General features: G+C 49.1%; 31 protein-coding genes. All 31 read left to right on the top strand.

Annotated elements, in window-relative coordinates:
- The first annotated feature begins 56 nt into the window (after positions 1-56).
- Positions 57-1,379: a ribosome biogenesis GTPase Der gene (gene der / locus FHS16_RS21930; RefSeq protein WP_183567805.1), complete on the top strand. Its 1,323-nt coding sequence runs from the start codon at positions 57-59 to the stop codon at positions 1,377-1,379.
- A 12-nt stretch (positions 1,380-1,391) separates the two neighbouring features.
- Positions 1,392-1,988, top strand: coding sequence for a glycerol-3-phosphate 1-O-acyltransferase PlsY (gene plsY, locus FHS16_RS21925; protein ID WP_183567802.1), 597 nt, complete (start codon positions 1,392-1,394; stop codon positions 1,986-1,988).
- A gap of 10 nt (positions 1,989-1,998) precedes the next feature.
- Complete coding sequence (locus FHS16_RS21920) at positions 1,999-3,033, top strand: NAD(P)H-dependent glycerol-3-phosphate dehydrogenase (protein WP_183567799.1); 1,035 nt, start codon at positions 1,999-2,001, stop codon at positions 3,031-3,033.
- 81 nt (positions 3,034-3,114) lie between these two features.
- The gene (locus tag FHS16_RS21915; RefSeq protein ID WP_183567796.1) at positions 3,115-3,390 is read left to right on the top strand and encodes a stage VI sporulation protein F; all 276 of its coding nucleotides are present in this window, start codon (positions 3,115-3,117) and stop codon (positions 3,388-3,390) included.
- A gap of 332 nt (positions 3,391-3,722) precedes the next feature.
- Positions 3,723-3,902, top strand: a complete 180-nt coding sequence (locus FHS16_RS21910) for a DUF2768 family protein (protein WP_183567793.1) — start codon at positions 3,723-3,725, stop codon at positions 3,900-3,902.
- A gap of 55 nt (positions 3,903-3,957) precedes the next feature.
- On the top strand, positions 3,958-4,254 hold the full coding sequence (locus FHS16_RS21905; RefSeq protein ID WP_183567790.1) for a 2Fe-2S iron-sulfur cluster-binding protein: 297 nt from the start codon (positions 3,958-3,960) through the stop codon (positions 4,252-4,254).
- Positions 4,255-4,283: 29 nt separating this feature from the next.
- Positions 4,284-4,883 carry a hypothetical protein gene (locus tag FHS16_RS21900; RefSeq protein ID WP_183567787.1) on the top strand — a complete coding sequence of 200 codons (600 nt, stop codon included), beginning with the start codon at positions 4,284-4,286 and terminating at the stop codon, positions 4,881-4,883.
- A 3-nt stretch (positions 4,884-4,886) separates the two neighbouring features.
- Complete coding sequence (locus FHS16_RS21895) at positions 4,887-5,234, top strand: 2Fe-2S iron-sulfur cluster-binding protein (protein ID WP_183567784.1); 348 nt, start codon at positions 4,887-4,889, stop codon at positions 5,232-5,234.
- A gap of 115 nt (positions 5,235-5,349) precedes the next feature.
- Positions 5,350-6,075: a YphF family lipoprotein gene (locus FHS16_RS21890; RefSeq protein ID WP_183567781.1), complete on the top strand. Its 726-nt coding sequence runs from the start codon at positions 5,350-5,352 to the stop codon at positions 6,073-6,075.
- Positions 6,076-6,367: 292 nt separating this feature from the next.
- Positions 6,368-7,846, top strand: a complete 1,479-nt coding sequence (spoIVA, locus tag FHS16_RS21885) for a stage IV sporulation protein A (RefSeq protein ID WP_183567778.1) — start codon at positions 6,368-6,370, stop codon at positions 7,844-7,846.
- Positions 7,847-8,073: 227 nt separating this feature from the next.
- Positions 8,074-8,349 (top strand): non-specific DNA-binding protein Hbs, encoded by a 276-nt coding sequence (gene hbs, locus FHS16_RS21880; RefSeq protein ID WP_183567775.1) that lies wholly within the window; start codon positions 8,074-8,076, stop codon positions 8,347-8,349.
- Between the two features lie 209 nt (positions 8,350-8,558).
- Positions 8,559-8,780, top strand: a complete 222-nt coding sequence (gene mtrB, locus FHS16_RS21875; RefSeq protein WP_053376668.1) for a trp RNA-binding attenuation protein MtrB — start codon at positions 8,559-8,561, stop codon at positions 8,778-8,780.
- Between the two features lie 156 nt (positions 8,781-8,936).
- Positions 8,937-9,515: a hypothetical protein gene (locus tag FHS16_RS21870; protein ID WP_183567772.1), complete on the top strand. Its 579-nt coding sequence runs from the start codon at positions 8,937-8,939 to the stop codon at positions 9,513-9,515.
- A 120-nt stretch (positions 9,516-9,635) separates the two neighbouring features.
- A complete protein-coding gene (locus FHS16_RS21865) occupies positions 9,636-10,505 on the top strand; it encodes a heptaprenyl diphosphate synthase component 1 (RefSeq protein ID WP_183567769.1) in 870 nt (289 codons plus the stop codon).
- 9 nt (positions 10,506-10,514) lie between these two features.
- On the top strand, positions 10,515-11,225 hold the full coding sequence (locus tag FHS16_RS21860) for a demethylmenaquinone methyltransferase (protein ID WP_183567766.1): 711 nt from the start codon (positions 10,515-10,517) through the stop codon (positions 11,223-11,225).
- A gap of 2 nt (positions 11,226-11,227) precedes the next feature.
- On the top strand, positions 11,228-12,103 hold the full coding sequence (locus tag FHS16_RS21855; RefSeq protein ID WP_183567764.1) for a UbiA-like polyprenyltransferase: 876 nt from the start codon (positions 11,228-11,230) through the stop codon (positions 12,101-12,103).
- Positions 12,097-12,771, top strand: coding sequence for a UbiX family flavin prenyltransferase (locus tag FHS16_RS21850; protein WP_183567761.1), 675 nt, complete (start codon positions 12,097-12,099; stop codon positions 12,769-12,771). The genes FHS16_RS21855 and FHS16_RS21850 overlap by 7 nt, the downstream gene beginning before the upstream one ends.
- Positions 12,734-13,594, top strand: coding sequence for a menaquinone biosynthesis protein (locus tag FHS16_RS21845; RefSeq protein WP_246431897.1), 861 nt, complete (start codon positions 12,734-12,736; stop codon positions 13,592-13,594). The genes FHS16_RS21850 and FHS16_RS21845 overlap by 38 nt, the downstream gene beginning before the upstream one ends.
- On the top strand, positions 13,591-14,565 hold the full coding sequence (locus tag FHS16_RS21840) for a polyprenyl synthetase family protein (RefSeq protein ID WP_183567759.1): 975 nt from the start codon (positions 13,591-13,593) through the stop codon (positions 14,563-14,565). Before FHS16_RS21845 ends, FHS16_RS21840 begins: the two co-directional genes overlap by 4 nt.
- A 29-nt stretch (positions 14,566-14,594) precedes the next feature.
- Entirely contained in the window at positions 14,595-15,038 is a 444-nt protein-coding gene (gene ndk / locus FHS16_RS21835) for a nucleoside-diphosphate kinase (protein ID WP_183567756.1), read from the top strand.
- A gap of 29 nt (positions 15,039-15,067) precedes the next feature.
- Positions 15,068-15,847 carry a CheR family methyltransferase gene (locus FHS16_RS21830; protein ID WP_183567753.1) on the top strand — a complete coding sequence of 260 codons (780 nt, stop codon included), beginning with the start codon at positions 15,068-15,070 and terminating at the stop codon, positions 15,845-15,847.
- Positions 15,848-15,920: 73 nt separating this feature from the next.
- Positions 15,921-16,088 carry a hypothetical protein gene (locus tag FHS16_RS21825; RefSeq protein ID WP_183567750.1) on the top strand — a complete coding sequence of 56 codons (168 nt, stop codon included), beginning with the start codon at positions 15,921-15,923 and terminating at the stop codon, positions 16,086-16,088.
- A gap of 200 nt (positions 16,089-16,288) precedes the next feature.
- The gene (gene aroC, locus FHS16_RS21820) at positions 16,289-17,458 is read left to right on the top strand and encodes a chorismate synthase (RefSeq protein WP_183567747.1); all 1,170 of its coding nucleotides are present in this window, start codon (positions 16,289-16,291) and stop codon (positions 17,456-17,458) included.
- Position 17,459: 1 nt separating this feature from the next.
- Positions 17,460-18,560, top strand: coding sequence for a 3-dehydroquinate synthase (aroB, locus tag FHS16_RS21815; RefSeq protein WP_183567743.1), 1,101 nt, complete (start codon positions 17,460-17,462; stop codon positions 18,558-18,560).
- Entirely contained in the window at positions 18,560-18,928 is a 369-nt protein-coding gene (gene aroH, locus FHS16_RS21810) for a chorismate mutase (RefSeq protein WP_183567740.1), read from the top strand. Before aroB ends, aroH begins: the two co-directional genes overlap by 1 nt.
- A 369-nt stretch (positions 18,929-19,297) precedes the next feature.
- On the top strand, positions 19,298-20,869 hold the full coding sequence (gene trpE, locus FHS16_RS21805) for an anthranilate synthase component I (RefSeq protein WP_183567736.1): 1,572 nt from the start codon (positions 19,298-19,300) through the stop codon (positions 20,867-20,869).
- A complete protein-coding gene (trpD, locus tag FHS16_RS21800; protein WP_183567733.1) occupies positions 20,869-21,921 on the top strand; it encodes an anthranilate phosphoribosyltransferase in 1,053 nt (350 codons plus the stop codon). The genes trpE and trpD overlap by 1 nt, the downstream gene beginning before the upstream one ends.
- Positions 21,908-22,708, top strand: a complete 801-nt coding sequence (gene trpC / locus FHS16_RS21795) for an indole-3-glycerol phosphate synthase TrpC (RefSeq protein WP_183567730.1) — start codon at positions 21,908-21,910, stop codon at positions 22,706-22,708. Before trpD ends, trpC begins: the two co-directional genes overlap by 14 nt.
- Entirely contained in the window at positions 22,705-23,382 is a 678-nt protein-coding gene (locus FHS16_RS21790; protein WP_183567727.1) for a phosphoribosylanthranilate isomerase, read from the top strand. The genes trpC and FHS16_RS21790 overlap by 4 nt, the downstream gene beginning before the upstream one ends.
- The gene (gene trpB / locus FHS16_RS21785) at positions 23,379-24,584 is read left to right on the top strand and encodes a tryptophan synthase subunit beta (RefSeq protein ID WP_183567724.1); all 1,206 of its coding nucleotides are present in this window, start codon (positions 23,379-23,381) and stop codon (positions 24,582-24,584) included. Before FHS16_RS21790 ends, trpB begins: the two co-directional genes overlap by 4 nt.
- Positions 24,571-25,380: a tryptophan synthase subunit alpha gene (gene trpA, locus FHS16_RS21780; protein ID WP_183567721.1), complete on the top strand. Its 810-nt coding sequence runs from the start codon at positions 24,571-24,573 to the stop codon at positions 25,378-25,380. The genes trpB and trpA overlap by 14 nt, the downstream gene beginning before the upstream one ends.
- The last annotated feature ends 413 nt before the right edge of the window (positions 25,381-25,793 follow it).

Below are 25,793 nucleotides of genomic sequence, written 5' to 3'. Positions count from 1 at the left end.
CACTTTTTTGCTATGATGGTTAACGTGAGTATTTTTGAAGGAGTGGAAAACAAACTATGGCAAGACCCGTTATCGCTATCGTCGGTCGTCCGAATGTGGGTAAATCCACCATTTTCAATCGGGTCATCGGCGACCGTCTAGCAATTGTTGAGGATAAACCGGGAGTCACTCGTGACAGACTGTATGGCACCGGAGAGTGGAATGGCAAACCGTTTAGCATTATTGATACCGGTGGTATTGAAATTGACGGCGAAGATGAAATCATGAAATCTGTACGTATGCAGGCTGAGCTTGCCATTGAAGAAGCAGATGTGATTATCTTTATGGCCGATGCCAAATCCGGCTTAACGCTTGCAGATGATGAAGTCGCACAAATGCTTTTCCGTTCAGGAAAGCCTGTAGTGCTTGCAGTGAATAAAGTGGACAACCAAGGCCGAATGGACGAGGTTTATGAGTTTTATGGTTTGGGTTTCGGTGAACCGATCGCAATCTCGGGCTCGCATGGACTAGGCATCGGCGATTTGCTGGACGCTGCAGTTGCACTGCTGCCGGAGCAAACGGATGACGGCTATGACGAGGATGTTATTCGCGTAGCATTAATCGGCCGGCCTAACGTAGGTAAATCATCACTCGTGAATGCGCTACTTGGCGAAGACCGGGTTATTGTCAGCGACGTCGCAGGCACAACGCGAGATGCAATCGATACGCCGTTCGAGCGCGATGGCCAGCGTTATGTGCTAATAGACACGGCTGGTATGCGCAAACGCGGCAAGGTGTATGAATCTACCGAGAAGTACAGCGTTATGCGTGCGATGAAAGCCATTGAACGCGCTGATGTTGTTCTTGTACTGATCAATGGAGAAGAAGGCATTATCGAACAGGACAAGCATATCGCCGGCTATGCCCATGAAGCGGGTAAAGCATCGATATTTGTAGTTAACAAGTGGGATGTCGTTGATAAGGACGAGAAGACGATGCAGTTGTTCTCGCAAAGCATCCGTGATCATTTCTTGTTCATGTCTTATGCTCCAATCGCTTATCTTTCTGCGTTGACTAAACAGCGCTTACAAAAGCTGCTGCCGGTTGTTAAGCATGTTTCTGAACAGCACGCGATGCGCATTCAAACGCATCTGCTTAATGATGTCATCTCTGATGCGGTGGCGATCAATCCGCCTCCGTCCGATAAAGGAAAGCGCCTGCGCATTAATTACGTGACTCAAGTAGCGATTAAACCTCCTACGATTGTTGTTTTCGTCAATGATCCGGAGATTATGCATTTCTCGTACGAACGTTATTTGGAAAACAAAATTCGTGCAGCGTTTAATTTTGAGGGGACGCCAATACGAATATTCTCGCGTCGTAAGTCCGAAGAAGATTAGGGGAGAAGTAGCTTGTTATATGGAGTAATTGCGGTTGCTTTAAGCTATTTATTAGGTTCGGTTTCATTCAGCATCGTCATTGCAAAATGGGTGAAAGGCATTGACATCCGTCAGCACGGCAGCGGCAACGCCGGCGCTACCAACACATTGCGGGTGCTCGGCAAAGGGCCGGGCATACTCGTATTTGTGCTTGATATTGCGAAAGGCGTAGCGGCTGTTTGGATTGGTCATGCGCTCGGAGAGAATGACTGGATTCCCGTTTTGTGCGGATTAGCGGCCATTGTTGGTCATAACTGGCCGATTTGGTTCCGATTCAAAGGCGGCAAGGGCATCGCCACAACGGTTGGCGTTATTGCGACACTTGCTTTCGTACCTGCACTGTGTGCAGGCGCTGTTGCGATCGCTTCCATTGCTTTAACTCGTTATGTTTCTTTAGGCTCACTTTTGTTTGCGGCATTAACGCCATTATTCATATCCATTTTTTATTTTTCAGTACCGTTGTTATGTGCAAGTCTTCTGATCTGTATCTTTGCTTTCGTCCGCCATCGGTCGAATATTGTAAAGCTGCTTCAAGGAACGGAAAACAAGCTAGGTGCTAAGAAAGGATAGTGAGCGTTTCATGAACAATCAGCTCGGGGAGACATCAAAGTTCGCAGCGGTGCTTGTAGCGGGCAGCTGGGGCACCGCACTAGCATCAGTGCTTGCTTGTAACGGCTATCAAGTGAAGTTGTGGACAAGAAGCGCGGAACAAGCAGAAGATATCAACCAGAACCGCATGAACAGTAAGTTTTTGCCTGGAGTAATGCTTCCTGCGCGTATTCAAGCGACCACAGACATGGAATTTGCACTTCAGCATGCAGAGCTGGCTTTATTCGTAGCACCATCCGGTGCGATGCGCGAGGTGGCGAAGCAGGCGGCAGTGCATTTGTCGGAAGAAACGCTCGTCGTGCATGCAACGAAGGGGTTCGAGACGACTTCGTTGAAGAGGATGACAACCGTCCTCGCAGAAGAGCTTGGACGCTCACAGGAGCAGCTTGTCGTGCTCTCGGGTCCCAGCCACGCTGAAGAAGTGATTCTTAAGCAGCCGACGACTGTCGTTGTTGCGTCTGCCAGCATAGCGTCTGCGGAGCAAGCGCAGGATGCGCTAATGAATACGGACTTCCGCGTGTACACGAATCCGGACGTTGTTGGCGTAGAGGTAGCCGGTGCGATCAAAAACATTATTGCTTTGGGGGCAGGACTGACTGACGGCCTGCAATTCGGAGATAATGCGAAAGCAGCGCTGCTAACGCGCGGTCTAGCCGAAATTAGCAGGCTTGGCACCGCAATGGGTGCTAGCCCGCTTACTTTTGCCGGTCTTGCTGGCGTAGGCGATCTAGTGGTTACCTGCACAAGCAAACACAGCCGGAACTGGCGCGCGGGCTATATGCTTGCTGACGGTACACCGCTTGAAGACGTGCTTAGCAAGATGGGTATGGTTGTAGAAGGTGTGAAAACTACGCGAGCAGCCTATGACTTGGCTAAGGAATACGATGTCGAAATGCCAATTACCTTTCAACTATATGAGGTTCTATTCGCGAATAAATCACCTCGGACTGCGGTAGAACATCTAATGGGCAGACTTCGCACGCATGAAATTGAGGATCTGGGCTAGGGACCAGCGCCTACACCAAACATAACGCCTTCTCATATGATGCATGGAGCAAGACACTTGCGCATCCTGGAGGTGTAAGGTATGGCGAAGGATTTCTCCAAAGATATTCTCAGTTCAATCAACAAAAAAACCGGCAAGACAATTTCCGAGAGCTCAGTCAAAAAGCTGGCCAGCGGTGTAACATCAGAAACGATGCAGGACGAAGCTGAGCTTCGCAAGCTGATTAAGCAGGTGTCGGAAATGGCAAAGGTCAAGGTTGCCGAATCGACAGTCAATGATATCGTTAAAGCCGTAAAGGCTAGCGGAATGAGCTCTAGCAATATGGAAACACTCATGAAAATGATGATGAAGAAATAAAGTGCTGTGGCAAAAGCGATAGGCGCCCCGAACCACGCGTTCGGTGCAGTGTCCTGTCAGCTTTTGTCCTTTTTTTTGAAATATAGGAACGTATATGCTTAGGCTATACATTCTCTATATTCCTCGGAATGAAACGCGCCGCGCAGCCAAAGGACGGCGATAGCCGTTTCACCGTGACGTATAGGAAAGGATATGAGTTAGCTCATCCTTTCTCTATACGTTTCGCCGAAACGATGGCATATATTGACAGGACGCCGTTATGCGTTTCTACTTATGCAATGTTATAATGGGGAAGAATTCATTATGATATAGATTAGGAGACTGGAAATACTATGGATGCTATGACAAAAATGTGGGTTTCGCTTTTCGGCATTGGAATGATGGCGATTGCGGCCCTTTTAATTACGTTTGCTCGCATGAAAACGAAGGGCGCACTTAAATTTGTCCTATCGCTTATTGCTTTTTTCATTTTAATCATTGGATTTATATGCGGATTAATTTCAATTATTTAGTACTTATACATACGGTTTTGGAGATTACTAACGAAAAGGGAGAATTTCACATACAATGATTGAATTAAAGGGTAGAACCAAAACAGCCGTCGTTGAAGCGGAAGTAGGGCTCTCACTGCTTGATCTTGCGATGAAGCATGATGTTGACTGGAGTTTCTCCTGCGCGCGCGGAACCTGCGCTCGCTGCCGCTGCCTGGTTACAGAGGGTGCTGACCAGCTGGAAGGTATCACGGACGAAGAGTGGGACCGTCTCGAGCCGGAGGAATTTGATGAAGGCTACCGGTTAGGCTGCCAAGCCATCATTAAAACCGCAGATGCGAATATTTCAGCTGCGAACAAACCATATTTTTGATAAGAACGACGTGGAAGGAAGTGCCAGCGATGACACAGGACGTTAACATTCACCAAGCGCTGGCTGCCGTTAGGCAAGCAACCGATTCGACTGCTGAAAGCTGGGTAATCGGCGGGAGTGCAAGTCTCATGCTGCGCGGTCTGTCTCTTGCGGCGCTGCCTCGCGATTTGGATCTGTATTGCGATGATCAAGATGTAGCGAATATTCATAAAGCGCTCGAGCCTTATGCAGTAGATAAGCCAGCCTTGAGTGTCACGGGCATGTACCGTTCGGTATTAAGCCATTATCGTATCAAGGGAGTCCATGTTGAGCTAGTTGGGGGATTCCGCGTAGAAGCAGGCGGCAGCGTCTATGAAACGAAAGTGCGGGAGACGTTGCTTCCGCTATCCGAGTGGATCGATATAAACGGTTTGAATTTGGTATTGCCGGTTGTGCCGTTAGCGCATGAGCTATGGTTCAACTTTCTGCGCGATCGTATGGACCGGGTTGAGCTCATCGCAAAAGCATGCTCAGCAGCTCCTGAGAAGCATGTGCACGCTTTCGCTGTTATTGAGCAAAGCAATACGTTTACGGAGGAGGCTAAGCACAGTCTCCGACGTTTGCTAGCCAATCGAGAGGCCGGTGAGTAGCTGATGGATGGAGAGGTTACCTTTTGGCCGGCTGGAAAGACCGTGAAGGTGAGGCGGGGCACAACGCTCCTAGACGCCGCCAGACGCGCCAACGTGCCGATTCGCACGAGATGCGGGGGTAAGGCTGCTTGCTTCATGTGCAAGGTTTCCGTGCGCCCTGGGAGCGAGCTTGCTCCGATTGCAGACAATGAAAGTCGGAAGCTTTCTGGCCTAGACGGAGATAATTACAGACTTTCCTGTCAAGCTAGGGTCGCGGGCAAAGTTGAGGTAGATGTACCGCTTGACCCGCTGCGCGCGGCAGTGGCACGCCAGCTTGCGCGACAAGCGGAGGAAAGCGACGATTTGTGGTAAAAAGGTTTGTTACACAAACCTTGAGTTTACGCTTACGAAGTAGGTTTGTTAAACAAACCTTGGGTTTACGCTTACGAAGCAGGTTTGTTTAACAAACCTTGGGGGAGGTAAAAAAATGAATGTTAAAAAAAGCTTGGCGATGCTGGTCGGCTCGATCGTCATGTTGATGGCATTATCAGGGTGCATGTACCCGAAGGACCAGCTCAAGCAAAACCAGGTCGCTCCGAAAGAAGCGGTTCGCAACGTACAGGCAGCAATTGACCAGTACAAGGATGAAACGGGTATGCTGCCGATCAAGAACAGTACGGCGGAAACGCCAAAGTATGAGAAGTTTTATATTGATTTCGGCAAGCTTGGCCGGACAGGCTATCTGACCGATATACCTTCGGCTGCATTCGAGAACGGTGGCAGCTTCAGCTTTCTTCTTATTGACGAGGAAACGAAGCCAAGGGTAAAGCTGCTCGATATTGTCGCTTTTCAGAATATCAATGATATTCAAAGCTGGGTAACGTCATACATTCAAACGAACAGCGTGCTCCCAAAGGGCGAACAAACCTATCCTGGTTTTTATCAAATCAATTATAAAAAAATGAATAAGTCAGCACCGACGATCCGAAGCGTATTCTCAGGCCAGACGCTTCAAGCGCTTGTCGATGAGAATGGCGTCGTCTACACAGATTACGGCATTGACATCATGCAATTCATCCAAAAAAGCGATCAAAAAGAGTTTGCGGCGGATTTTGACCTGCGCTCGCTGCTGGTTGACGGATCAGATTTCGTCCCAGTCAAAGCTCCCATCTATCATCTGGTCAATAATGAGCCGCAGGCTGTCAAATCATAAAATATGTCCTGAAAATGGACATTACTTACAGAATCCTCTCCTTGGCGTAAGTCAAGGAGGGGATTTTTTGCCATGAGGGACATAGATTTTTAGTTTTGCTCATATAACTCAGTCTTGGAAGGGAAGCCCGCAGTCGAACAAAAAAAGTTTTCGTAGAAGGAATCGTCATAATCGGTAAGCACGCACATATGATGATACTAGTCCAAAAGCATGTACGAGTTGCGTCGCTGGCCTGCCCTATTGACCGGTGGATGGCGGCGAACCGGAAAAATCAATTGGGAGGGGATATTCAGTGGAGAAAGTGGACATTTTCAAGGACATAGCCGAAAGAACCGGCGGGGATATTTACCTCGGGGTTGTAGGGGCGGTCCGGACGGGCAAATCAACGTTTATTAAAAGGTTTATGGAAACGGTCGTGCTTCCGAACATTGCAAATGAATCAGACCGTGTCAGAGCCGTGGACGAACTTCCTCAGAGCGCCGCAGGCAAAACGATTATGACAACAGAGCCTAAATTTGTTCCTAATCAAGCGGTACAGCTCAGGGTTACCGATGGACTTGAGGTAAACGTGAGACTGGTCGATTGTGTTGGATATGCGGTTGAAGGCGCGAAGGGCTATGAGGATGAGAACGGTCCAAGAATGATTACGACTCCTTGGTTCGATGAGCCGATTCCTTTCCAAGAAGCTGCTGAGATTGGCACACGCAAAGTTATTCAAGAGCATTCCACACTCGGTGTTGTCGTCACAACAGACGGCTCAATCGCAGAAATACCGCGCAGCTCCTATGTTGTTGCAGAAGAACGCGTCATCAACGAGTTGAAGGAGGTCGGCAAGCCATTCGTGCTTGTCATTAACTCGACTCGGCCTAAGAGTGACGAAGCGCTGCAGCTCCGCAACGAGCTTCAAGCCAAATACGATATTCCTGTCATGACGCTTAGTGTAGCGACAATGGGTGAAGAAGAGGTCATCTCGGTTCTTAGAGAAGTACTCTACGAGTTCCCTGTCCATGAGGTGAACGTGAACCTGCCTAGCTGGGTCATGGTGCTGAATGACAATCACTGGCTCCGCAGCAACTATGAAAGCTCTGTACGCGATACGGTGAAGGATATCCGCAGACTGCGTGATGTTGATCGAGTCGTATCGCAGTTCATGGAGTATGATTTCATTGCTAGAGCTGGGCTTAGCGGCATGAACATGGGGCAGGGCGTCGCAGAAATCGACTTGTATGCACCGGATGAGCTCTATGACCGGATCCTGATGGAGGTCGTCGGCGTTGAAATTCGCGGTAAAGACCACTTGCTGCAGCTGATGCAGGAGTTCTCCCATGCCAAAAGGGAATACGACCGCTTTGCGGAAGCGCTCGAAATGGTCAAGACAACCGGATACGGCATAGCAGCGCCGACACTTGCGGAAATGGCACTCGATGAGCCGGAACTAATCCGTCAAGGCTCGCGTTTTGGGGTTAGACTGAAGGCCACAGCACCGTCCATCCATATGATTCGTGTCGACGTGGAGTCGGAATTCGCTCCAATCATCGGTACGGAGAAGCAAAGCGAAGAGCTGGTCAGATACTTAATGCAGGATTTCGAGAACGATCCGATCAAAATCTGGGAGTCTGATATTTTCGGCCGCTCCCTGCATTCCATCGTGCGTGAAGGCATTCAAGGCAAAATCGCGATGATGCCGGATAATGCTCGATACAAGCTGCAGGAGACACTCGGACGTATTATCAACGAGGGCTCGGGCGGATTGATAGCGATCATCCTGTAGGAAGAAATAACGTGAATACAAATGAGCCGCTGCCGATTAGGGAGCGGCTCATTTGTTTTGCAGGAATTCGAGTTCGGCACTTGAAATTGGCAAACGGCTGTATTACTATAGGTTTGTTCGGTCAAAAGGTATATTTTTGAAGTTTTCCGTTAATAAGAGGGATAAGATGAGCGTTTACACGCATGTTTTCAATGAGTTTCGATGAGTACTTTGGAGGAGGTGAAACAATGAACAAAACAGATTTGATTAATAAGGTAGCTGAATTGACTGATCTTTCGAAGAAGGATGCAACTAAAGCGGTTGATGCTGTTTTTGATGCAATTTCTGACGCGCTTCAAAGCGGAGATAAAGTACAATTGGTTGGATTTGGGAACTTTGAGGTTCGCGAGCGCCAAGCACGTAAAGGCCGCAACCCGCAAACCGGAGACCCAATCGATATCGCAGCAAGCAAAACGCCTGCGTTCAAGCCGGGGAAATCACTTAAGGACCTTGTATCCAATTAAGCATACTTAGATGATGGTAGGCGCAGCTAGCTGAAGCAATCCTTGTGGTTGAGACGAAAGCGCGCGTAGATTTCGAGCAGAAGATGCCTGAGCGGGTAACCGTTCGGGCGTTTTTTGTTAGCTGCCAAAGCCGAATGGATTGCGCAAACGTCTTTCATACACTATAATTCACATGGATAGCTTGGAAATTCGGATGCGGAGGGATAACGATGGAGCCTACACATGGCGAGTACATAGTTATAAAAGCAAAGGATCAAGGCGTGCAAGTCATCGGTTTGACACGCGGACTGGACACGAAATTTCATCATACGGAAAAGCTGGACAAGAACGAAATTTTAATCTGCCAGTTCACTGATCATACTTCAGCTATTAAAATTCGCGGCAAAGCAGTCGTCATGACGAAATACGGTACGATGGAAACCGACCAGTAAGACAAACAAGCAGGGCAGGCGATGCCTGCTTTTTTTTTGCCTGCGCATGCTCCGAATATTCAACCCGCACCGCTCGTACAATGTGATAAGGGACTTGTCACAGCAAAAAGCCTTGCAGACCGTTTGGGATGGTGTGCAAGCTATGGGAGGTGCAAATTGAAGATCGGAAAACCATTACTGGCGGCAATTGCGGCTGCGCTGGCTGTTACTTTACTATTTACGTGGCTGCCGCACGCATCGTGGCAGCAAGGAGATAAGCGCGGAGATGTGGCTGTATTTCGCGTATCGTCTGCAGTGAGGCTGACAAATAGCAATTTAGTAGATGTGCTCGTTGCCGTAAAGCTTAATGAGCGGTTGGAGAAAGCGGAATGGAGCAATGGGATTTTATCTTTGGACATGCGCGTAGATCCGATTAGCGGCAGACCCTCGCTCTGGTTCGAGGACGTGGAGAAGCTTGTGCGCGTCTCTTTCTTGCAGCTTGAAAACGTAAAACGCGTACTTATTCGGATGGTGGAAAAACAGCAGGATGATGCGGTCTTACTAGCTGCTGTCGATGTTAGGAAAACAGACGAATGGCTCATCAGCGAAATGCAGCATCTCTCATCAGCAGATCCCGTGCATGACGAGCAGTGGCGGAAGCGGCTTCGAGTGAGCTTCACTTCGGCTTGGGAGAAACGATTCGGACCAGCAGTCGGGTATTCTGTTAAGCCTTCCTTCATTTTGCAATCGGAATAAGGCTGTCTGTTGCAATTTGTTGAACATAAGCTATATCGTATGCTCTTTAGAAAAAGTTGTGCTATAATAGTTTAGATTATTGAGCGGCGATTTGCGCTTCTCTGTTCGGAGGCTTCCCCAATGAAAACATACCGTGTACCTGAATTAGCTAAAAAGTATGTAGGATATGACATGATTCAAGAGCATGCTGTTCTTCCTGATTTAGCGAATGTGAGGCTGCGTTTGCTGTATGCGTTCCTAAACCAGCAGCAGTCGTTACAGACACACAGTGAGCTCTACACGCTCGTCGTATCTCTCGTGCAGCTAGGAATGGATACGCATGATTTGATCGACACGCGGCAAGATCAGCGTTCTGAGAAGGAAATGAGAGCAAGGCAGCTGAAAGTGCTGGCTGGGGACTATTTTAGCGCCACCTTCTACCAGTTGCTTGCCCAATCTGGCCAAATTGACATGATTGCCAAGATAAGCAGCGCTGTAAGCGAAGTAAACCGATTGAAGGTTAACCTTTACGTGCGAATGAGGCAGCATAAGTTGACTGCTGATGAATATTTGAGCTTATCCGTACCCATAAAAAGCACCCTCTTCCACATTTTCTCGGATTTGTTGGATGGGACCCTTTTGCGTGTCTGGCCAGAAATTCTGAACGAGCTAAGCTTATGCGAGGCATTGGTGGATGAATTGGCAAGAAGCAAGTGCGTAGATCGGTTCGACCGAAGCTGGTCTTATTGGCATGTCATGCAGTTTGCTACAGACGATGAGCGGCAACAATTATCCAAGCATTCAAATGATTACGCATGTATTCAAAGTTTGGCGGAAAAATACAAGGTACACAGCCAGCTAAATGCAAAGCTGTTGGCATCGGCAAGCAAGGTTCTAGCAGCTGCTGGAATGTTGGAATCAGATGAGTTGAAAGGTGATCTTACAGCCATCGTCAATCGTCTGCTGCTCGAGGAAACCGATTTTACGCCCGCACTCAACGAGACGAGGTGAACAGCTCGAATGGATACAAACTCCAAGAGCCATGTGCATGGCGTGTTCGAACGCATTGCACCCAAATATGATTTAATGAATGATTTGATCAGCTTTCGCAGGCATAAGGCTTGGCGCAAGCTGACGATGAAGAAGATGGATGTTCAGCCAGGTCAGACCGCATTGGATTTGTGCTGCGGTACCTGTGATTGGACGATTGCACTAGCTGATGCGAGCCGCACCGGTAAGGTTGTCGGATTGGATTTCAGCCAAAACATGCTTGATGTTGGAGCCCAGAAAATCGATAAGCTCGGACTGAGTAAGCAGATTACGCTCGTTCAAGGAAACGCGATGAACCTTCCATTCGAGGATCATTCCTTCGACTTCGTAACCATTGGTTTCGGTCTTCGGAACGTGCCTGATTATTTGCAGGTACTCAAGGAAATGCAGCGTGTCGTTAAGCCTGGCGGGAAAGTCGTATGCCTCGAAGTGTCCAAGCCGACCTGGCAGCCATTTAAAGCAATGTACAATCTGTATTTCGAGAAGCTGCTTCCGGTTATAGGAAAAGTAGTTGCCAAGAGCTTTCAGGAGTACAAGTGGCTTCCGGAATCGTTAAAATTGTTCCCCGGCCGCCAGCAGCTTGCGGAGATGTTTGAAGATGCGGGGTTATCACAGGTTAAGGCATATCCTCTGACCGGCGGGGTAGCTGCGCTGCATATGGGGACAAAGGAGAAGAAATAGCAATGATTCGCAAATTACGCATTATTCTAGAGATGATCAAGTTTGAGCATACCGTCTTTGCATTGCCTTTTGCGTTCATGGGCGCCATTCTCGGTACGGTTATGATGGAGCAGCGTTTGCCGTCATGGTCCGAAATCGGTTGGATTACGTTAGCTATGTTCGGCGCTCGGAGCGCTGCCATGAGCTTGAACCGTTTGATTGACAAAGCAATCGATTTAAGAAATCCGCGAACAGTGAAACGAGCGCTTCCGGCAGGCTTGCTTAAGTCGGCGGAAGTTTTATTGTTTATCATCGTGTCATTTGTTTTATTATTTGTCGCAACGGCGAATCTGGCTCCGATTGCACTTAAATTGATGCCGATTGCGGTTGCGCTGCTCGTCCTGTATTCGTACACCAAACGCTTTACCTGGCTTTGCCATCTTGTCCTAGGCTTTACGATAGGGCTCTCGCCGCTCGGCGGCTGGGTAGCCGTGACGGGTCAGTTCGATCCAGCTGCTTGGATTCTATATATTACGGTTGCATTATGGATAGCTGGGTTCGATATTATCTATGCTACTCAAGATTTCGAATATGACCGCGGTGAAGGCTTGCATTCCATTCCTGCTCGATTCGGAATAGCCGGTGCTTTATGGATCGCACGAGGATTGCATGTCGTAACAGCGATTGGATTCATAACCTTGTTTTGGTTAACCGATCTCAGCTGGATGTATTTGGTCGGTACGCTTATTTCGATTTCGTTGCTGTTCTATCAGCACTATCTCGTTCGTCCTAACGATTTGTCGCGAGTTCAGACAGCCTTCTTTGGTATGAACGGCACGCTAAGCGTCGTATTATTCTTGTTTGTTATCGTTGATCTTCTGGTTATTCACAAATGGTAGCAGAAACAGCGAAGACGGCCAAAGCGGACTGGAAGAAACGATGGGTTGTCGGCATTACCGGTGCAAGCGGATCGATCTATGGCATTAGGTTAATTGAAGTTTTGCTTCAAATGGGATTTGAAATTCATCTTGTTGTGACCGAGGCTGGATGGAGAGTGCTCAAAGAAGAGCTTGGCTTCGAAGCAACTCGCAGAACGGCAGCGCTCGAGCAGCGCTTTGGAGATGCAATCGCTGAACGCAGGCTCGTGTTTCATCCCAATGCGGACATAGGCGCAAGTATTGCCAGCGGTTCTTTCCGCGTACAAGGAATGGTTATCGTGCCGTGCTCGATGGGGACTCTTTCGTCCATATCGCACGGCATTTCCGATGATTTGATGACCAGAGCCGCAGATGTCATGCTGAAGGAGAATCGCAGCCTGCTGATTGTACCGAGAGAGACTCCTCTGCATGCTATCCATCTGGAAAATATGCTGACGCTCTCGCGTTTAGGCGTAAGAATCATTCCGGCGATGCCTGCCTTTTACTATAAGCCTCAAAGCATGGAAGAAATGATTGACTTTTTAGTTGGCAAAGTACTTGATAATATGACAATCGATCATGATTTGTACAGAAGATGGGGAGATGAACAGAATGGGCATGAATCGCCCGATCACCATCGGAAGAATTGATTACGCAAATGCCTGGCCGCTATTCCACGAGCTGGAGGATAGGGTGGAATGGAATCGTTACGAGGTCATAAAACGCGTGCCTTCTGAGTTAAATCGGCTGCTTCAAGCAGGCGAACTGGATGTATCCGCTATTTCGTCCTTCTCATACGGTCAAAACGCCGACGACTATATGCTGCTGCCACACCTATCCGTCGGTTCGATCGGGAAAGTGAATTCAATCCTGCTTTTTCTGAAGGAGCCCCTTGAGCGCAAGCGACCCGAACGGATTGCGTTGACGGCAACATCGGCAACCTCCGTCAATCTTCTGAAAATATTGATGACGCTGCGCTTCGAATGTGAGCCCGAGTATGTGACAGCAGAGCCCGTTCTTGAGAAAATGCTTGAAACCTCGGACGCTGCGCTAATCATCGGCGACCAAGCTATTCAAGCCTCTTGGCAAAACCACGGCTTGCATGTCATCGATCTGGGACAATTATGGAACGAGTGGACCGGACTTGGCATGACGTATGCGGTAGTCGCAGCACGCAGAGAGGCAGTAACTGCAGCTCCTGACGCGGTACAAGCCGTATATCATGCGATAAAAGCGAGCAAACAGTATAATAAGATGCATCTCCGTCCACTGATAGAGCAAGCTTGCAGCCAGCTTGGGGGAGATTCAGCCTACTGGAATATGTATTTTCATTCGCTGCAATATGATTTCGACAGCAAGCTGCAAGAGGGACTTAAGTTATATTTCGATTATTCCAAGCAGCTCGGTCTACTCGCGAAACAAGTGGAACTGACTTTTTTTGAAGACCAATCTGCCCAAAAGGTGAAAGAATGAAACTACTAGATTTGTATGCAAAGATGAAAGGCGATCTCAATCAGATCGAGCAAGAGCTGGAGCGAAGCGTGACGGATGACCATGTGCTGCTAAGCGAGGCTTCGCTGCATTTGCTCAAAGCGGGCGGGAAACGGATCAGGCCGATTTTTGTCCTGCTTTCCGGCAAGTTTGGCGACTATCGCTTAGATGTAATGAAACGAGTCGCTGTCCCACTTGAGCTCATACACATGGCTTCGCTTGTTCATGATGATGTCATTGATGATGCGCAAACGCGCCGCGGCCAATTAACGGTCAAATCCAAATGGGATAACCGGATTGCAATGTATACGGGTGATTTCATTCATGGCAAAGCCTTAACGATTGCAGCGCAGCTGCCCAATCCGCAAATCCATCTCATTCTCTCCAGCGCCTTAGTACAAATGTGCGTCGGTGAAATGGAGCAAATTCGAGATTTTTTCAATACGGAGCAGACCATTCGAAATTATTTGCTTCGCATTAGACGGAAAACCGCACTTCTTATTGCCATCAGCTGCCAGCTCGGAGCGGTTGCATCGAATACGGACCGTTCCATCTCGAACAGCCTTTATCGGTATGGCTACAACGTAGGCATGGCATTCCAAATTCGCGATGATCTGCTTGATCTTTACGGTACGGAGAAACAAATCGGCAAGCCGCCTGGTTCGGATATGCGCCAAGGAAATATTACGCTGCCCGTGCTGCTTGCGCTTAAGGACCCTGCAATCCGCGATTCGCTGCTGAGCGAAATTGCCTCAATCCGTGAGCTTGGCGGCAAAAGAGATACAGGCCGAGCAATCGAAATGATCCGGAAAAGCGATGGGGGAGAGCAAGCCGACCAGCTCGCCAACCGATATGTAAAAAAAGCTCTGCAGGCATTAGAGGGATTGCCTAACCTGACAGCGAAGAAGAACTTGATCGATATTGCACATTTTGTCGGCAAACGAAATTATTAATTCTGTTCAGTCGAAAGGAATGGTTGTAGATGGAAAGAACTTTTCTGATGGTTAAACCAGATGGCGTACAACGCGGCTTGATCGGCGAGATCGTTTCAAGGTTTGAGAGAAAGGGACTGCAGCTGTCAGCGGCCAAATTTATGGTTTTGAGCGAGGAGCTTGCGGAGAAGCATTACGAGGAGCATAAGGGCAAGGTCTTTTATGAGCCGCTTCTAACATTTATTACATCTGGCCCTGTATTTGCAATGGTCTGGCAGGGGGATAATGCGATCGCCCTTTCACGGGCCCTTATTGGCAAAACAGATGCGATTGACGCGTCTCCAGGAACGATTCGTTCCGACTTTGCCGTACATACGAACTTCAATCTGATCCACGGTTCCGATTCGGCAGCGAATGCGGAAAAAGAGATCAGCATTTATTTCTCTCCATCCGAGCTCATTGATTACGAACATACAATTCAACGTTGGATTTAACATCCCCGACTACTGCAATGGAGGAACCTATGCTTGAAGACCAAGATTTTGCACAATTTATCGTTCGAATAAAGCAAAAGACCGCCATTGATCTGTCCCAATACAAGGAAGCCCAAATGAAGCGCAGGCTAACGACGTTAAGGCAGAAGCACGGTTTTCAAACCTTTGAAGACTATTATAAAGCGATTGAGCAGAATAAAAGCATGCTGAACGAGTTCTTGGATCGGATGACGATTAACGTGTCTGAGTTTTGGAGAAATCCTTCCAGGTGGGAAGTGCTTCAAAAACGTTTCTTCCCTGAGATGCTTGTTTCTGCCAACCGGCTGAAAATTTGGAGCGCAGCTTGTTCAACGGGCGAGGAACCGTATACAATCGCGATGATTTTATCGGAGCTCGGAGCTATGCAGCGATCCTCGCTGCTCGCAACTGATCTTGATTCAGGCGTGCTGCAGAAAGCGATTGAAGGCAGCTACTTGGAGCGTTCCCTTCGTGACGTGCCTGCCGTATGCCGACAGAAATATTTCAAGCAAGCGGATGGTGCTTTTCAGATTTCGGACTCCTTGAAGCAATTTATTCAATTCAAACAGCAAAATCTGCTGCATGATACGTTTGATACCTCATTTGATTTAATTGTGTGCCGCAACGTCATGATCTATTTCACAGAGGAAGCGAAGCATTTGCTGTATCAGAAATTTGCTAATGCGCTCAAGCCGGGCGGGCTGTTGTTCGTTGGCAGTACAGAACAGATTTTCTCGCCTGCGCAATACGGCTTTGAGACTGCGGACACGTTCTTTTACCGCAAGATGTAACCTTCATGTATACCGTTTTCCAACTTCTCCTATACTAAGCATTAGGTAGATGACTTGGAGGATGAAGCAATCGATGGACAAACGCAAGGTTATAGCCGCTTATAGGCGTGGTTTTATCTCCATTCAAGAATGCGCGCAAATTATCGGAGTAGACAGCGGTCAGATGACAAGGCTCGTAAATGACCCGCTGCTTATGAAGGATGGAATGCCGCTGCTTGATAAAAAAACGGTCAACAGCTAATAAGCAAGTTTCACTCGAGGCTGGCGAACATGTCTTCTTTTAAGGACATGTTCGCCAGCTTCTTTTTATCTAGAAACACCCGTATTTCCGGCGTTCGAATTCTTGTCAAACCGGAAGCGCTGTACTATAATGAGCAAAGATGTTTAGTGCAGTAAAGCATAGCAGGCGCTTACAGGCTTGCTTTGAAGGAGGAGCTTTGGTTGAGTTTAAGGTATTTGACAGCGGGGGAGACACATGGTCCCCAACTAACAGCGATTATCGAAGGATTGCCCAGCAATTTAACGATTGATTTCGAGGAGCTTAATTTTCAATTGCACCGTCGTCAGAAGGGCCATGGCCGCGGGCGCAGGATGCAAATCGAGAAGGATACAGCTAATATTGTCGGCGGCGTGCGTCACGGCAGAACGACAGGAGCGCCCGTAGCTCTAATCGTTGCGAACAACGACTGGAAGCATTGGACTTCCGTTATGAATATTGAGCCGATTGAAGGCGGCGACGAAGAGAAGCGCCGCGTTAACCGTCCGCGTCCAGGACATGCGGATTTGAACGGCGGCTTGAAATATGACCTGAAGGATCTTCGCAACGTACTGGAACGCTCCAGTGCAAGAGAAACGGCTGCACGAGTAGCAGTCGGAGCGGTTGCACGCCAATTCCTAGCGGAATTCGGCATTAAAGTAGCCGGACAAGTTATCCGTATCGGTGAAATTGAAGCTCCTGCGAACCAGCTTCCTGTTGATGAGCTGATTCGATTGACGGAGGAATCATCTGTTCGTGTGGTAGATAAGGAAACAGAACAGAAAATGACCGATTACATCGACCAGATCAAAGCAGAAGGCGATTCCATCGGCGGAATCGTGGAATGCATCATCGAAGGCGTGCCTATCGGCCTTGGAAGCCATGTGCAGTGGGACCGCAAGCTGGATGGACGAATTGCGCAGGCGGTCGTATCCATTAACGCGTTCAAAGGCTGCGAAATCGGCATTGGCTTTGAAGCAGCGAAGCTTCGCGGATCACAGGTCCATGACGAAATCATGTATGAAGCAGAGCGGGGCTACCACCGTGCATCGAACCGCCTTGGCGGGTTCGAAGGCGGCATGACTAACGGCGAGCAAATCGTTGTGCGAGGCGTGATGAAGCCTATTCCGACGCTGTACAAGCCTCTTCGAAGCGTGGATATCGATACAAAAGAGCCGTTTACAGCTCAGGTTGAGCGCTCAGACAGCTGCGCCGTGCCTGCGGCAAGCGTAGTGATGGAGCATGTCGTCGCTTGGGAAGTGGCAAAAGCGTTCCTTGAGAAGTTCGGAGGGGATTCCATTGAGGAAATCCGCACGAACCTAAACAATTATTTGGATCAGCTGGGTCGGTACTAATATGCGCGAGCTAACGGTCGACCTTGGTGAACGCTCTTATCCGATCTATATTGGCGAAGGCCTTCTGAAAGAGGCTTCCACCTATTTCATAAAGCATGGTATCAGCAAGAAATCCCCGCTGCTCATTATTACGGATAGCCGGGTAGCCGAATATCATCTGGAATCATTTGAATCAGAGCTGGCGGAAGCGGGTTTTCAGACAGCCAGCGTTATCGTGCCATCAGGTGAAAGCTCCAAATCGCTGTCGATGCTGGAGTCTCTCGTCACGAAGGCGCTGGAATGCGGACTTGATCGCAAATCTGCAATCGTCGCACTGGGCGGCGGCGTTGTCGGTGACTTGGCGGGTTTTGTAGCCGCATCCTATATGCGCGGCATTAAATTCGTACAGGTTCCTACGACCATTCTTGCGCATGACAGCAGCGTAGGCGGCAAAGTGGCGGTTAATCATCCGCTTGCCAAAAATATTATAGGCGCATTCCATCAGCCGGAGCTGGTGCTGTACGATCTGAATACGCTCCAAACGCTTCCTCCGAGAGAGGTAAGCGCGGGGTTGTCCGAGGTTGTGAAGCATGGACTGATCTGGGATGCAGAGTTCGCGGCTTGGTGCGAGGAGAATGCGGAGAAGCTGCTTGCTCTTGATGCGGAAGCGCTTGGATATGCCTTGTACAAAGGCTGCAGCGTGAAAGCGGCAGTGGTATCAAAGGATGAACGCGAGAACGATTTGCGTGCAATATTGAACCTAGGCCATACGATTGGACATGCGTTAGAAGCGGTTGCCGGTTATGGCGAGCTGCTTCACGGCGAAGCGATTTCCATTGGCATGGTTGGTTCCGCAAGGCTAGGACTGCGTTACGGGGCTCCTGAGGACGTGTATACCGTAACCAAGCGTGTGCTTGCTAAATCAGGTCTCCCCGTACGTCTGCCCGATCATTTCGACGTCGACAAAATCATGGATGCCATGATGCATGACAAAAAGTTTTCAGAGGGAACGATGGTGTTCGTCGTGCCAACCGAAATCGGCAAGGTCGAGATCAAATCGGATGTGCCTGTGCAATGGGTACGCGAAATTGTAGAGCAATTAAAGCTGGAGGTGCAGCCGTAATGAGCGTAAGAGGAATTCGTGGTGCAATTACCGTTGATGCGAACGAGGAGCAGCCCATTCTAAATGCGACAATCGAGATGTTGAACGGGATTGTTGCCGATAATGAAATCGTGCCTGATGACATTTGCAGCGTGTTCGTGACGGTTACGAATGATCTGGACGAGACTTTTCCTGCAAGAGCGATCCGTCAGATGAAAGGCTGGGAGCTTGTCCCGCTTATGTGCGCGCTTGAGGTTCCGGTTAAAGGAAGCTTGGAGCGCTGCATTCGCCTGATGGTTTTGATCAATACAGATAAAACGCAGGCTGAAATTCGCCATGTCTATTTAAACGGAGCGCAGGCATTGCGTCCTGATCTATCCAAGGCCTAATATTACTAATGCTCATAATTGCAAGAAATCCCTTTGTTGACGCACAGCTGTTCGTTGTTGTATATTTAGTAACGTAAGTGAGAGTAGCAGAGCAGTTTTAAGAGCTGAGTTGAGATGAGTCGAGACTAGTTGAGAGTAGCAGAGTGAAGCACGAAGTGATATGGGAACGAATGAAAGAGCTGAACGATCGATTGCGCATGCGCGCATCCGGTTGTAAAAGTGCTGTTTCAGCCTATCCACAGCTGTGTCTTTTCCGCTTACACACTTCCGTCATCATCTAAACCAACGCTCCTGCTCTGGCAGGAGCTTTTTTTGTACGCATTAATAGATATTTTGATCGCAAAGTTACAAAGGGAGGATGTTTCTTAAATGACAAATGAGCTGCAGCACGTTACCCGCCTTGCCAGTCAATACAACTTAATTCCTATCGTTCGCTACATGATGGCGGATACGGAAACGCCAATTCGGCTGTTTCAGCATTTTGCGAAAGAGGATCATGCTTTTCTTCTAGAGAGCATAGAAGGCGGCGCGAAATGGGCGAGACATTCGTTCATCGGAACGGATCCGTTCATGATGCTGTATGGCAAGAACGGTGAGATGGTACTCGAGCGCGGCGGCGAGAAGCATGTGCTGAGCGATAAGCCAATCGAGCTGCTGAAGGCTCATTTGCGCTCCTTCCGCAGTCCCTCGCTTCCGGAGCTGCCGCCGTTCACCGGTGGGGCAATTGGTTTTTTCGGATATGATTTGCTGCAATATTACGAGAAACTTCCGGCACACCGAATTGATGATCTCAATATGAATGACATGCAGTTCATGTTCTGTGACCAGGTTATCGTATTTGATCATTTCAAGCAGCAGCTGCAAATCGTCGGCAACGTACATATTGCAGACGGATCAACGGATGCTGAAATCGCGAAAAGCTACGAAGCAGCGATTGCGAAGATTGAGGCAACGATCGAAAGGCTGCGGCAGCCCGTAACGATTCCCGTCACGACCGGCAGCTCCATCGCCGCTGACTACGAGCTGGGCGACATCCAGTCGAATGTGACGAAAGAGCAATTTATTGCGAATATAGAACAGGCGAAGCAATATATTCGCGCAGGCGATATTTTCCAAGTCGTATTATCGCAGCGTTTTAATATTGATACGGACATCGACCCTTTGCATGTGTACCGAGTTCTTCGCACGATGAACCCTTCCCCGTATATGTATTATTTGAAAATGGGCGAAGAGGTTATCGTCGGTACGTCGCCGGAGGCGCTTGTCAAGGTTAACGGTGACCGTGTTGAGACGAGACCAATCGCGGGTACGAGACCTCGCGGAAGGACGCCAGAAGAGGATAAGGCACTCGAGCTTGAGCTGCTGGCTGACGAGAAGGAGCGGGCGGAGCATTTGATGCTGGTGGACCTAGGCCGTAACGACATCGGGCGGGTATCTGAATTCGGAACAGTGAAATGCGATTCATTTATGGAAATCGAACGGTATTCCCACGTGATGCACATCGTTTCCAATGTTTCCGGCAAGCTGCACAAGGACAAGGACTTCTTCGATGCATTCGTTTCCTGCTTGCCTGCGGGTACCGTATCGGGCGCGCCTAAGCTGAGAGCGATGGAAATTATAGCGGAGCTGGAGAACGAGGCACGCGGTGCTTATGCAGGCGCCATTGGCTATTTGGGCTTTGGCGGCTCAATGGACACTTGCATCACCATTCGCACCATTATTTTCAAACACGGCAAAGCATACGTGCAGGCTGGTGCCGGCATCGTATGGGATTCGGTTCCCGAGAGCGAGTATATGGAAACCGTGAATAAAGCAAAAGGCATGCTGAAGGCAATTCGAACGGCAGAAGCGATTTTTGCCCAGCCGAAGAGCCAGCAGGATAGCTACAACTCCATTAATTCGGACTATTATGTTAAGGCTGGAGAGGGGCTTGGTCAATAATGCAGGCAACCGAAGCCATTACGATGCAATCAGCTCTAAGCCAATTGATTAATGGAAACAGCCTAACGCGTGAGCAGGCAAACGCGGTTATGAATATTATCATGAACGGCGAAGCTACCGATGCGCAAATCGCTGGCGTTGTAACGGCAATGAGGATGAAGGGCGAAACGAAGGACGAAATAACGGGATTCGCAGAAGCGATGCGCGCGCATTCGAGCCACCTCCTAACCGAGCAAGAGGGCTTGCTCGATACTTGCGGCACAGGCGGTTCAGGCATCCATAAATTTAACATTTCGACAGCATCGTCCATCATAGCTGCAGCGGCTGGAATCCGCGTTGCCAAGCATGGCAACCGTGCGATGTCAGGCAAGACGGGAAGCGCGGACGTATTGGAAGCGCTTGGCGTCCAGATTACAATTACGCCTGAGCAAGCAGCACAATGCTTGAATGATATCGGTATTTGCTTTATGTTCGCTCAGTTATACCATCCGTCTCTGCGCCATGCATCAGTTCCACGTAAAGAGCTGGGCATACGGACGATTTTCAACATGCTGGGTCCTCTTACGAACCCGGCAGGCGCAGACAGGCAGCTTCTGGGCCTCTACGACCGAGCTCGCACTTCTACGGTAGCCGAGGTGCTCGGTGAGCTAGGCTTGAAGCGGGCGATGGTTGTGAGCAGCCACGATGGTTTGGACGAGATCAGTATCTCCGCACCGACGCAAATCTCGGAGCTGCTGGATGGCAAGGTGAGAACGTTCGATATCACGCCGGAAGAGCTGGGCCTGACAAGGTGGCCGATTGCAGAGGTGATGGGCGGCGAGCCGGAAGTGAACGCAGCACTTATTCATGCGATATTCGCTGGTGAGCAGCAGGGCGCGTACAGGGATATCGTCCTGGCGAACGCTGGCGCTTGCATCTATGTGGGCGGCTTGGCAGATTCGCTTCAAAGCGGCGTTACGATAGCGGCACGAGTGATTGATTCAGGAGAGGCAAAGCGCAAGCTTGAAAGCCTTATTCAAACGACGGGAGAGTTGGCGCATGTTTCTCGATAAAATTGTAGCAACGAAACGAATAGAAGTGGAAGACCTCGCTTCTCGGTTTGATCTGTCTGAGATCGAACGGCAGATTGCCGCTCTTGAGCCATGCCGTGGTTTCGAACACGCGGTATCAGCTGCGGGACGCAAACGGAGCATGGGTCTGATTGCAGAGGTAAAGAAGGCTTCGCCTTCCAAAGGACTAATCCGGGCAGATTTCGAACCGGCAGCTCTTGCGGCAGCCTATGAATCAGCAGGCGCGGACTGTATTTCTGTATTGACTGACCGCGATTACTTCCAAGGGTCGAACGCTTTTCTACAAGCGGTTAAACAAACGGTAAAGCTGCCGCTTTTACGGAAAGATTTCACCATTGATTACCGACAAATATACGAAGCGCGTCTAATCGGGGCAGATGCGATTCTACTTATTGCAGCGATCATGACACCGGCTGAGCTTGGCGAGTTCCATGATCTGGCGAAATCGATTGGTCTTGACGTACTGGTCGAGGTTCATAATCAAGAGGAGCTCGAAGGCGTGCTGGAGCTGGATAAAGCTACGTTAATTGGGATCAACAACCGTGATTTGAAATCGTTCGTGACAGATCTCAAAACGACGGAGTCGCTGATCGGATTTATGCCTAAGAACGTGACGGTTATTAGCGAAAGCGGAATTGCGGGTAAATCGGATATGGATTATTTGTATGGGATCGGCGCTCACGGCGTACTGATCGGCGAATATTTCATGCGGCATGAGGATGTCAAACAATCCGTACAAGACTTAATGGGCGCGGTGGAAGCGGGATGAAGCCGGCACCTCGTATTAAAATATGCGGATTAATGGACACAAAGACGATTCTGGAAATGGACGGCTTGCCGATCCATGAGATCGGCTTCGTATTTGCACCAAGCAAAAGACAAGTTGCGGGCGCTGCGGCAGCTGAGCTAATCGCTGCCGCCAAACAGCTGAAAGCTGCTGACGGCGAGCGTCCATTGACGGTTGGCGTGTTTGTAAATGAAGCCTTTGCACACCTTGCTGCTATTCAAGCGGAAGTAAAGCTAGATGTCATTCAGCTGCACGGCAGTGAATCGGCAGAATACTGCCGAGATGTCCGCGAGAGGCTGAATGCGCAAGTTTGGAAAGTATTTTCCATGAAGAAGGCTTCGGAAGGGCAAGTGCCTCAATCCGCCAGTGAGAGACTTTCGCCATATCATGCGTCAGTAGATGCTGTGTTGATCGATGCGCCTGGCGGCGGTACCGGACAAACCTTTGACTGGGACGCGATCAGTGATTACAAGCAGGCAGCTGGTGAGCTTGGTATTACGCTCTATGTAGCAGGCGGGCTTCATGAAGGCAATGTACAGGAATTGCTTGGCGCGTATTCTCCCGGCGGGATTGATGTATCAAGCGGGGTAGAGACGAACGGACGCAAGGATATCGAAAAAATCCGATTATTTGTAAGAAGGGTGATGGAAGCATGACACAGGTACCAGATGAGAATGGACGGTTTGGAAAGTTTGGCGGCAGATATGTGCCAGAGACGTTAATGAACGCATTGCTTGAGCTTGAAGAGGCGTATCTTCACTATTCGAAAGATCAGGCATTCAAAGACGAGGTTCATTATTTATTGCATAAATACTCGGGACGTCCGACCTCGCTATATTACGCTGAACGTCTGTCCGAGCATCTTGGCGGAGCGAAAATTTACTTAAAGCGCGAGGACCTGAACCATACAGGCGCACATAAGATCAACAATACGATCGGTCAAGGCGTGCTCGCAAAACGTATGGGCAAAACAAAAATTATTGCCGAAACAGGCGCAGGCCAGCATGGGGTCGCATCTGCAACGATCGCAGCGCTGCTTGGACTCGAATGCAAAGTGTTCATGGGCGAAGAGGATATGAAACGCCAGCAGTTGAACGTATTCCGTATGCAGCTGCTTGGTTCTGAGGTTGTTCCTGTTCTATCCGGCACGAGAACGCTGAAGGATGCCTGCAATGAAACGCTTCGCTACTGGGTCAGCCATGTTGATGATACGTATTATATATTAGGTTCGGTTACAGGACCGCATCCCTACCCGATGATGGTAAGGGATTTCCAACGCATTATCGGCGATGAGGCGCGTAAGCAAATTCTAACGGATGAGGGAAGGTTGCCCGATTATGTCGTTGCGGCGGTAGGCGGAGGCAGCAATGCAATGGGCATTTTCTATCCGTTTGTCAATGATGACAGCGTCAAGCTGCTTGGCGTGGAAGCTGCCGGCAGAGGCGTTGACACAATCGAGCATGCGGCTACGATGACGAAAGGGCGTCATGGTGTTTTCCAGGGTTCTATGAGTTATGTGCTGCAGGATGAGCATGGTCAAGTACAACCGGCGCATTCGATTTCTGCGGGTCTTGATTATCCCGGAATCGGACCTGAGCATGCTTATTTGAAGGATTCGGGACGTGCGGAATACGTACCGGTAACAGATGCCGAAGCGCTTGAAGCACTGCAGCTGCTTTCCCGCACTGAAGGTATCATTCCGGCTCTGGAATCGGCTCACGCGATTGCCCAGACGATCAAGCTTGCTCCGACTCTCGATAAGGACAAGGTCATCGTTGTCAGCCTGTCAGGCCGCGGAGACAAGGACGTGGAAGCGATTATGGGCTATTTGGGGGTAGAAAAACATGAATCTCATTGATACGGCGTTCGCACGATTGAAATCAGAAGGCAAAACGGCGCTAATCCCCTTTCTAACGATGGGCGATCCTGATCTAGCTACCTCGGTTATGATTATCCAAACGCTTGAAAAATCCGGCGCTGACATGATCGAGCTTGGGGTACCTTATTCCGATCCGCTCGCGGATGGCCCCGTAATCCAACGGGCGTCCGAGCGTGCGCTTCTCAACAATAACATTTCGCTTCGGGATTGCATCGAGATTGCTGAGCAAGCCCGGGAAGCAGGCGTACAGATTCCGTTTATTCTATTCACTTATTATAATCCTGTCTTCCAATTCGGGCTGGAAGCGTTCTTCGAGCTCGTGAAAAGCAAAGGCATCAGCGGTCTAATCATTCCCGATTTGCCTATTGAAGAAGACGAAGAGGTTCGCCAGCTTGCCGAAGCAGCGAACGTACATCTTATTCCATTGGTTGCTCCTACCTCGAAGGACCGCGTTACCCGCATTTCGCGCAAAGCGAAAGGGTTTGTCTATTGCGTTTCCTCGCTTGGCGTTACAGGCGTTCGTGCCGATTTCCACACTGGAATCGATGAGTTTCTTGGTTTGGTTCGTGAAGCGACAGATTTGCCGATCGCAGTCGGTTTCGGCATCTCCAGCCGCGAACAGGTCGCTCGTTTTGAGAAGCAATGCGACGGTGTCATTGTAGGCAGCGCGATCGTTCGTCAAATCGAAGAGGCTATTCCGCTTCTGAACGACGCAAGCAGACGCGAGGAAGGCTTGAAGCAGATCGGTGATTTCGTGGCTTCGCTAAAAGGGTAAAGAACGGCAACGGCTGCTGTTGGATTCCGTATTGATCAATTCGTGAGATAGTTAACATGAAAAGCTCTTTTGTCGAAAGGAACTGACCTCTGTTTTTGAGACAGGTGTCAGTTACTAAGACTAGAGGGCTTTTTGCTGCTTATTAGGAAATAAGAGGAGCTTGAGCAACCTTCAGCGGGATAAGCTCGTCTGATGGTTAGGTTTCTTTGCTTCAAGGAAAATATTCGAAGGGGGAAATATTGTAATTTCTACATAGATTACTGCTGCTTGTACTTTAAATTGCTAATCCAACGGACTAAATGTTAATAAAAATATCCGCCCGAGATGAATCCACAGTTTTGTGTTAAAAAAACTTTAAAACGTTACACAGATATGAGACAATGGACAACGAGTATGTCTATTAGTCAATGATA

The organism is Paenibacillus endophyticus (assembly GCF_014192395.1).
Taxonomy (GTDB): domain Bacteria; phylum Bacillota; class Bacilli; order Paenibacillales; family Paenibacillaceae; genus Pristimantibacillus; species Pristimantibacillus endophyticus.
The sequence above is the reverse complement of the archived record's forward strand: the minus strand, read 5'-3'. Positions and strand labels throughout refer to the sequence as shown.

Bases quoted from the DNA above. Each gene is read 5' to 3' on its own strand.
- der (WP_183567805.1), top strand. From the start codon at position 57: ATGGCAAGACCCGTTATCGCTATCGTCGGTCGTCCGAATGTGGGTAAA.
- FHS16_RS21920 (WP_183567799.1), top strand. From the start codon at position 1,999: ATGAACAATCAGCTCGGGGAGACATCAAAGTTCGCAGCGGTGCTTGTA.
- FHS16_RS21915 (WP_183567796.1), top strand. From the start codon at position 3,115: ATGGCGAAGGATTTCTCCAAAGATATTCTCAGTTCAATCAACAAAAAA.
- FHS16_RS21910 (WP_183567793.1), top strand. From the start codon at position 3,723: ATGGATGCTATGACAAAAATGTGGGTTTCGCTTTTCGGCATTGGAATG.
- FHS16_RS21905 (WP_183567790.1), top strand. From the start codon at position 3,958: ATGATTGAATTAAAGGGTAGAACCAAAACAGCCGTCGTTGAAGCGGAA.
- FHS16_RS21900 (WP_183567787.1), top strand. From the start codon at position 4,284: ATGACACAGGACGTTAACATTCACCAAGCGCTGGCTGCCGTTAGGCAA.
- FHS16_RS21895 (WP_183567784.1), top strand. From the start codon at position 4,887: ATGGATGGAGAGGTTACCTTTTGGCCGGCTGGAAAGACCGTGAAGGTG.
- FHS16_RS21890 (WP_183567781.1), top strand. From the start codon at position 5,350: ATGAATGTTAAAAAAAGCTTGGCGATGCTGGTCGGCTCGATCGTCATG.
- hbs (WP_183567775.1), top strand. From the start codon at position 8,074: ATGAACAAAACAGATTTGATTAATAAGGTAGCTGAATTGACTGATCTT.
- mtrB (WP_053376668.1), top strand. From the start codon at position 8,559: ATGGAGCCTACACATGGCGAGTACATAGTTATAAAAGCAAAGGATCAA.
- FHS16_RS21865 (WP_183567769.1), top strand. From the start codon at position 9,636: ATGAAAACATACCGTGTACCTGAATTAGCTAAAAAGTATGTAGGATAT.
- FHS16_RS21860 (WP_183567766.1), top strand. From the start codon at position 10,515: ATGGATACAAACTCCAAGAGCCATGTGCATGGCGTGTTCGAACGCATT.
- FHS16_RS21855 (WP_183567764.1), top strand. From the start codon at position 11,228: ATGATTCGCAAATTACGCATTATTCTAGAGATGATCAAGTTTGAGCAT.
- FHS16_RS21850 (WP_183567761.1), top strand. From the start codon at position 12,097: ATGGTAGCAGAAACAGCGAAGACGGCCAAAGCGGACTGGAAGAAACGA.
- FHS16_RS21845 (WP_246431897.1), top strand. From the start codon at position 12,734: ATGGGCATGAATCGCCCGATCACCATCGGAAGAATTGATTACGCAAAT.
- FHS16_RS21840 (WP_183567759.1), top strand. From the start codon at position 13,591: ATGAAACTACTAGATTTGTATGCAAAGATGAAAGGCGATCTCAATCAG.
- ndk (WP_183567756.1), top strand. From the start codon at position 14,595: ATGGAAAGAACTTTTCTGATGGTTAAACCAGATGGCGTACAACGCGGC.
- FHS16_RS21830 (WP_183567753.1), top strand. From the start codon at position 15,068: ATGCTTGAAGACCAAGATTTTGCACAATTTATCGTTCGAATAAAGCAA.
- FHS16_RS21825 (WP_183567750.1), top strand. From the start codon at position 15,921: ATGGACAAACGCAAGGTTATAGCCGCTTATAGGCGTGGTTTTATCTCC.
- aroB (WP_183567743.1), top strand. From the start codon at position 17,460: ATGCGCGAGCTAACGGTCGACCTTGGTGAACGCTCTTATCCGATCTAT.
- aroH (WP_183567740.1), top strand. From the start codon at position 18,560: ATGAGCGTAAGAGGAATTCGTGGTGCAATTACCGTTGATGCGAACGAG.
- trpE (WP_183567736.1), top strand. From the start codon at position 19,298: ATGACAAATGAGCTGCAGCACGTTACCCGCCTTGCCAGTCAATACAAC.
- trpD (WP_183567733.1), top strand. From the start codon at position 20,869: ATGCAGGCAACCGAAGCCATTACGATGCAATCAGCTCTAAGCCAATTG.
- trpC (WP_183567730.1), top strand. From the start codon at position 21,908: ATGTTTCTCGATAAAATTGTAGCAACGAAACGAATAGAAGTGGAAGAC.
- FHS16_RS21790 (WP_183567727.1), top strand. From the start codon at position 22,705: ATGAAGCCGGCACCTCGTATTAAAATATGCGGATTAATGGACACAAAG.
- trpB (WP_183567724.1), top strand. From the start codon at position 23,379: ATGACACAGGTACCAGATGAGAATGGACGGTTTGGAAAGTTTGGCGGC.
- trpA (WP_183567721.1), top strand. From the start codon at position 24,571: ATGAATCTCATTGATACGGCGTTCGCACGATTGAAATCAGAAGGCAAA.